This window comes from Flavobacterium sp. (assembly GCF_035760125.1).
GTDB lineage: Bacteria > Bacteroidota > Bacteroidia > Flavobacteriales > Flavobacteriaceae > Flavobacterium.
Map to the genome: position 1 here is coordinate 1 of NZ_DASTTN010000236.1, position 2,066 is coordinate 2,066.

A 2,066-nucleotide genomic window follows, 5' to 3' on the forward strand; every position below is an offset into this window, starting at 1 on the left:
TTAAGAGTGAATTTAAGAACTTTTGATCCGGATAAACATTATTTATGGCCAATACCAAGAGACGAACGCTTGATTAATCCAAATTTATCTCAAAATCCAAACTGGTAAAATAATTCAAATCTAAAAAAACAATAACATGAAAAATATATATTCAAAACTATTAATAGTTATTTGCGCGGTATTTCTTGTAAGCTGTGACAACGACGAAACAATGAGCCACACGAATGTAAGTGCTGTTAATGCCCTATATTCCCCAGCTGATAATAAATTTTTTGATCTTGGAGCACAAAGTTCTGCTATTTTTGAGTGGGAAGCTGCAAAAGCAGAAGATAACGGAGCGGTACTGTACGATGTAGTTTTTGATCGTGAAAGCGGCGATTTCTCTAAACCGGTTTACACCATTCCATCAGATGGAAAAGGATTTCAAAACAAATTGAACATTTCTTTTACTGAGCTGAACAAAATTGCTGAAATGGCTGGAATTCAATCTGAAAGTATCGGAAAGTTAAAATGGACGGTACATTCTACTAAAGGATTAAATGTTCAGAAATCTTCAGTATCAGGTATTATCGAAGTTCAGAGACCAGGTGGTTTCCCAACTCCGGATCAGTTGTTTATTACAGGTACTGCTTCTGAAAATGGAGAAACTGTTGCAGATGCGCAGTCTTTCAAAAAAACAGGCGCTACTTCATTTGAAATTTACACAAAACTAAAAGCAGGTAGCTACAAATTTATAACAAGAAAAAATGGTACTCCTGAAGTATTTTATATCAGTGATGCTAAGTTAAAACAAGATGGAGCTACAACATACGCCGGAGATAGTAAAGTGTATAAAATAAAAGTTGATTTCAGCGATGGTTCAACGACTATGACCGAAATCAAAAAGATTGAATTATGGTTCCCACCACTTAGCGCTTATTTATTTGAATATACTTACTCTGGTGGAGGTATTTGGAAAGCAGCTAACAAACACATTGATTTCAAAGTAGAATCATGGGGTAAAGATGAGCGTTACAAATTCAAATTTACAGTAGTAAATGGTACAACTACATCTGAAGAATGGTATGGCAGCGTTAATGGAGACAATAACAGACCAGACGCTAGTACTGCTGCATCATATTGGTACATGGTACCGGTTACTAATGATTTCTGGAACAACTGTTTCAAATTTGCCACTGCAATTGATAATAGTAATGTAAATGCAGAAATTAATTTTAGTGCAGCTGCAACAGCATACACACACAGTTTTACAATTTTATAAATAATCAAGACGTCTCTCAGGGATTATCTTTGAGAGACGTTTTTTAAATAATAATAGTATGAAAAGATTTTTTTCAAAAAGTTATAGTATCCTGTTTTTATCTATTGCCGGATTGGGGTTATTGACTACATCTTGTGATGATGATCCAATTCCGTTACGTGATCCTAATGGTACGGTTGCTCCTGAATTTGAATATACCTGGGCAAAAACAGCAGATTCTTTACAGCTTGCTACCACTAATACTTATTTAGGTTCTAACGGAACTTATGTACAGAATAATACAGGAAACAGCACTTTTCATTATTGGCCTAATGCACACGTATTGGATGTCCTTGTTGATGGATATTTAAGAACGGGTAATGAAAGCTATATCCCTAAAATGAAAGCTTTGCTACAAGGAATTAAAGTAAAAAACGGAAACACTTATAATAACGTTTTTAACGATGATATGCTTTGGCTTGCCAACTCAAGTCTTCGTGCTTATGACGCAACAAAAGATCAGGAGTATAAAGATGTCGCTGATTTTTTATGGGAAAGAATAAAATTAAGCTGGAGTGATGTTTTTGGTGGAGGTATCACCTGGAAACAAGATACGCCAATGCAAAAAAATGCAGTATCTAATGGTCCTGCTGCTATTCTTGCCATGAGATTGTACGAAATTGATAAGGATCCTGCAGATTTGGAATGGGCCAAGAAAATTTATGCCTGGCAGAAAAAGAACCTTGTTGATCCTTTAACAGGGCTTGTATGGGATAATATTTCAGAAACAAATGGTGTAATTACTACCAATAAAGACTGGGTTTTT

Annotated in this window: 3 protein-coding genes; all 3 read left to right on the forward strand. The window is 35.2% G+C overall.

Features of this window, described 5'->3' with window-relative positions; genetic code table 11:
- Window positions 1–6 precede the first annotated feature (6 nt).
- On the forward strand, window positions 7–108 hold the full coding sequence (locus VFS71_RS08545; RefSeq protein ID WP_326400582.1) for a RagB/SusD family nutrient uptake outer membrane protein: 102 nt from the start codon (window positions 7–9) through the stop codon (window positions 106–108).
- A gap of 28 nt (window positions 109–136) precedes the next feature.
- A complete protein-coding gene (locus VFS71_RS08550) occupies window positions 137–1,261 on the forward strand; it encodes a SusE domain-containing protein (protein ID WP_326400579.1) in 1,125 nt (374 codons plus the stop codon).
- 58 nt (window positions 1,262–1,319) lie between these two features.
- Window positions 1,320–2,066: glycoside hydrolase family 76 protein (locus VFS71_RS08555; RefSeq protein WP_326400581.1), on the forward strand; the 747-nt coding region annotated here is incomplete at its 3' end.

Excerpts from the sequence above, each read along its gene's own strand:
- VFS71_RS08550 (WP_326400579.1), top strand. The coding sequence starts at position 137 with ATGAAAAATATATATTCAAAACTATTAATAGTTATTTGCGCGGTATTT.